This window comes from Maribacter sp. 4G9, assembly GCF_002742265.1.
GTDB lineage: Bacteria > Bacteroidota > Bacteroidia > Flavobacteriales > Flavobacteriaceae > Maribacter.
On sequence record NZ_MDGL01000174.1, the window covers coordinates 1 to 4,836 of the forward strand.

Below are 4,836 nucleotides of genomic sequence, written 5' to 3' on the forward strand. Positions count from 1 at the left end.
TGGGGCACCTGTAGCCCCCGTCCCACTTTAGCCAGGCCAGATGCGACAGGCAGCTGTCCGTGTCCGGGAATTTCTCCATAAAGTCGAAAAGGGACATGCTCTTGAATCTTTGCTCCATGTTCTTGATGTTTGTTTCCCCGAATTTACTACTTCTATCGTTATTGATTAAGTACCTAAGTCAATTGGTTTTTAAATACAAGCCAGTATGCAAGCCTTTTAGGTTTAGGGCCTCATTCCCTTTGAAGTTGGGCATAAAATGTTCCTTTCCATTATCGTCCACAACCGATATTTTTGAAACGTTCAATATCATTTCAGACACTCCCCTGTTCAAGGCCATGTCGTTTACAAGGGTCAAATCAGGTATTCTGTGCCCATTCGTGTACCAATAATCCATCATATCCAATGAAAATGGAATTGGTTGCCAAATTGTTGGGTATACTTTTCTTTGTTTCATAACTCCGTATATTAAAATTATACGGTACAAAATTGATGATCTTTTTTGCCGGCGAAAACAAGAATTTTCACCAATTTCTATGCTATTTTACCCTAAATAATGCATTTTCATAGCGTATTGTATCAATATAACATTATTTCAATCGTTGTAGTACTGCCATATGAATAAAGGAAGCGTAAACGTTAAAGACTCTTAAAAAGGTACTAAAGAGAATTTTTAAGGCATTATTTGTTTAGCTTCCATATCGCCTTTAGTCCTATGAAACGAATAGCACTTTTGTCAATTTGTTTGTTCACCAACCTTTTATTTTCACAACAAGAAAAAGGTTTAGACCAGAATTCATCCGAAAAGGAAGTAAAAGTCTTTCCCAACCCTGCTACCAATGTCATAAACGTGCTTGGCCTATGGAATAGCAAGAAGGCCTCCATCATAATCACGGATACCTATGGCAATACTTTAATGGGGTATCAATGGGAAATTAAGAACAATGCCTTGAATATTCCCATAGCGCATTTAGGACCAGGTATCTATCTAATCTCCATCCGGTCAACGGAGCAAAAAGTCCAAAAGAAATTTTTGAAGCAATAGGTCTAATCGAAAACAAAATTGTAGGTCAACGCAAGTAAGGGGCTATTCAATACAGAGAGCTCATAGGAGCCCAGAGGACTATCCAAAAATATGGCACCATCCTCTACTCCCTGTCTTTGTGTGTAATACACATTGAAAGGGTTTCTCCTTCCGTACACATTGTAAATGGTAAAAATCCAATCACCTTTCCATTTTCTGTTTGGGTTTTTACCATAGGATACCTTCCAAGAAAAATCCAGCCTGTGATATGGGCGCAATCTGGCATTGTTCCTTTCCAAAAAAATGGGAACGTCCAGATCTTCTATTTTAAACACACTATTTGCTACCGTATATGGTCTGCCCGTCTGGGCGGTAAAATTGAAACTCCAAGTATTGTAGGGATCTCCCTCAAAATTTACGGTCCCGTTAAATACATGTGGTCTATCGAAATCTGAGGGAAACCATTCATTATTGTTTATTCTATCGGCCAAACGCTCATTTTGGGACCGCAATAGACTTCTAGACCAGGTATAGTTGAACCATCCGTTGAACTTCCCCTTGGGTTTCCTGAAACTCAATTCAACCCCATAGGCCTCACCTTCGGCCTGTACGATATCCCTTTCCAGATATTCCTGCAAAAAGAAATCTGCACCGGGCTTGTAGGTAAGATTGTTATCGGATGTTCTATAATAGCCCTCCAAACCCAGTTCAATGCTATTGTCAGCAACGCCCGTATAAATACCAAAACCATAGGCGTCACTGTTTTGGGGAAGGATATTAGGGTCCGAAGTTTTCCATCGTGAAGTGGGCAGAGGAGTTGTTGAATTATAAACGTTTTGAAGGTATTGATTCAATCTGGCATAACTGGCCTTGATAGAGGTTACCTCTCCCAATTTATAGTTAAGTCCTATCCTGGGTTCCAAATCGTTGTACGTTTTAACCCCGGCACCTTTTTCAAAAACGGTAGTTCCCAAAAGTTCGCCCGTAATGTCGTCAAAAGAACCTTGAGTATAGGGCCCCACGAATACAAAATGGTTAAAACGCAGGCCGGCGGAAAATTTAAGCTTTTCGCCCAATAACCAATTTAAATTTCCAAATCCTGAGAACACATAGCTATTTTCCTGTGCCAAATCCACTGGTAAAATGCTGTTGCCGTTTCCCGGATTCAAATTACCAGGTTGAATGGTATACTTGTTGACCTGAATCCCACCGTAATAGTCTACTTTATCGCTTATAGTATTTGACAATTCTGAAACAAAGCTCAGGTAATTGATGCCGGAGTCAAACTCTATTTCATTATCGCTCTCCTGTTCCGGGAAAATGGTTTTGGGATTATAATCACTCGTCACGAGCATGGTCCGTAAAATTAGATCATTGCTAAAACTGTGGGTCCAATTAAGGGTTCCGTTCAATGTCCTAAAATCAAATTGGTTATTCTCCGCATTGATATTTTGAATTTTTGTTATCAAATCCAGCTGATAGAAATCCTTTGAGTAAAAACCCGTAAAGGATATTTGGTCGTTATCCGTGGGCAAATACAATAATTTTAGGGTCGCATCCTGAAAATTGGCCTTAGTATTTTTTAACCTTTCTGAAAAAATGGGCAAAAGAAAATCGGTAAAGCCTGCCCTTCCTCCAAGACTGACCATTAATTTATCCTTTATTATAGGGGTTTCAATGGCCAAGCGACTTGAAATAATGCCCACCCCACCACTCAACTTAAACTTATTGGTGTATGGATTTTTAACTTTTACATCGAGCACTGAGGTAGTCCTACCTCCGTACCTTGCCGGAATATTGGCACGATACAAATCCACTGAAGACACGGCCTCTGGGGTAAACACCGAGAACAATCCAAAAAGATGCGTAGGATTAAAAACTGGGGCGTAATCATAGAGCAATAGGTTTTGGTCCAACGACCCACCCCGTACCGATAGCCCGTTACTGAGCTCACCGGCATTATTAACGCCCGCTAATAATGTCATGCCCCTAAGCACATCAAATTCTCCAATCGCGGCCGGTATTTTTTTAAGCTCTTGGGCATTCAGTTCCAATGCCCCCATTTGCGGGGTTTCCACATTGTCCAAGATACGCTTGGCACGGACCACAACTTCGGAAAGTTGTTCTTCCTGTGGCCAAAGTTTTACCGTCATCACTTTACTCTCATTCAATTGAACATTCAAAACCTCCGTTGTAAACCCAATGAAATTGACTGTTGCCCTGTATTCACCACGAGGTAAATTGATTGAAAATCTTCCTGCCTCATTGCTTATTCCCCCGCAGTTACAAGGTGTAATGGAAATTTGGGCATTTTCTAGGGGAATATTCGTCTCCTCGTTTATAACAATTAAAGACAAGGTATAATCCTCTGCATAGGATGAAAAACCAGAAAGGAGTAATACTACGATTAAAAAGTAATGGTTCTTTATGCTCATTTGTTCGTTATTACTGCCAACCCTCGGGTTCAATTGCGGTTCTATATCTAGATTCCTCACAAGGGGCCAAATTGGTTGCCGGTGGAGGATAGGGTGAACCTATCGTAGGCTCCAAGGAAACTGCAGGAGGTTGCCTGGTCGCTATGGCAGCTTCGTTAATAAGCTCCCTTTCCACAAACACATTGACTACCGATGAAGCGGCTGCTGTAAACCTGCCCAAGACAAATTCCTCTGAATCGTTTACATTGTATAAATTTCCAATTAAGGCTGCAGGGGGAGGGGCATTGAAACCCGATGCATTGTCCACAATATCCTTTAATACTTTGTAATATTTATAGGCAGCAGGTGTCAAGGAAAATTGTTGAACCTCCACTACCATATTTTCCTTCGTGTATAATGGCAATGAACCCACTTCCAGACCGGTTACCGTTTTACCATTGGAAAAGGTATCATCAAATATATTTACCGATTCGGGATACCTGATAGTCCAGCATTCCGTTTCGCAGATATAGTCAAAATATCTATAAAGCCTCCCACTTAAATCATAGGGGATACAACCTCCATTTCTATAGATACCCTCGTTACAACGAATACAATAATCCAAATTTTCAAAAGAGCGATAGCTCCAATAGTAATTATTTTCGGATCCAATAGGATCCTCAAAACTCACTGATATTCTGTGCCCAGGTATGAATCCGTTAACCGAGGGTCTAAACTCCAACTCCGCGTCATAATCGATTGACACATTGGAAATAGGAACTGGCGTTAAAACAATTTCGGGCTCCGACTCATAAACCGTTCCATTGGGCATGACCACGATGAGTTTCCAGCGTTCCCCGGGCGAGACCTTAAAATCCAAAGGTGCCAAATAGGCATCTTCAGATTCTTCAAAACCAATGGTTAGGCCGCTATCCAGATTTTCGACATTTACCGAAGCCCCTGTAATAAATTTTAAACCCCTAACACCAAATTCCGTTACGGATTCATTGATGTCTACATATGAGGCACCGCTATTGGAAGTTGCAAATCCTTCGATAAAAATAAGCCCTTCCTCATAATCAAATTCCGGAGAAACCGGATCGATGCAACCGTAAAGCAAAAAAGAAATGGCAACAATTCTGGTAAATGGCCTTAGCAAAAAATTATTGGAACAAAAATTATCAAGGCTACTAAAAAATGAAGGAATCCACATACTTACCGAAGTGGTTTAAACTTTTATTTTTTTCTTTTTCTTGAATTTTTTCAACGCTATCGCAATGAATGCCAAATAGTTGAATCCTTTCCAGCTTTCGGTGGTCGTATCGAACCTGTTGAGCAGGGAACGGTAGCTGTCCATCCATGCATTCGCCCTTTCCACGGCATATCTTTCATCGTATAGGT

4 protein-coding genes and 1 pseudogene are annotated in these 4,836 nt (G+C 40.8%); 1 reads left to right on the forward strand and 4 read right to left on the reverse strand.

What is annotated here, in order from left to right; all coding sequences use genetic code 11:
- Positions 1 to 178: 178 nt before the first annotated feature.
- Positions 179 to 454: a hypothetical protein gene (locus BFP75_RS18075; protein WP_099546750.1), complete on the reverse strand. Its 276-nt coding sequence runs from the start codon at positions 452 to 454 to the stop codon at positions 179 to 181.
- A gap of 258 nt (positions 455 to 712) precedes the next feature.
- Here BFP75_RS18075 and BFP75_RS18080 point away from each other — a divergent pair, with 258 nt between their 5' ends.
- Positions 713 to 1,042, forward strand: a complete 330-nt coding sequence (locus BFP75_RS18080; RefSeq protein WP_099546751.1) for a T9SS type A sorting domain-containing protein — start codon at positions 713 to 715, stop codon at positions 1,040 to 1,042.
- A 2-nt stretch (positions 1,043 to 1,044) separates the two neighbouring features.
- Here BFP75_RS18080 and BFP75_RS18085 read toward each other — a convergent pair whose 3' ends face one another.
- The 3 genes and pseudogenes from BFP75_RS18085 to BFP75_RS18095 all read right to left on the reverse strand — a co-directional run.
- Positions 1,045 to 3,516 carry a TonB-dependent receptor domain-containing protein gene (locus tag BFP75_RS18085; protein WP_240531826.1) on the reverse strand — a complete coding sequence of 824 codons (2,472 nt, stop codon included), beginning with the start codon at positions 3,514 to 3,516 and terminating at the stop codon, positions 1,045 to 1,047.
- On the reverse strand, positions 3,467 to 4,594 hold the full coding sequence (locus BFP75_RS18090; RefSeq protein ID WP_206073573.1) for a DUF4249 domain-containing protein: 1,128 nt from the start codon (positions 4,592 to 4,594) through the stop codon (positions 3,467 to 3,469). Before BFP75_RS18090 ends, BFP75_RS18085 begins: the two co-directional genes overlap by 50 nt.
- Before the next feature lie 69 nt (positions 4,595 to 4,663).
- Positions 4,664 to 4,836, reverse strand: a pseudogene (locus tag BFP75_RS18095) (IS5 family transposase); the annotation flags it as partial.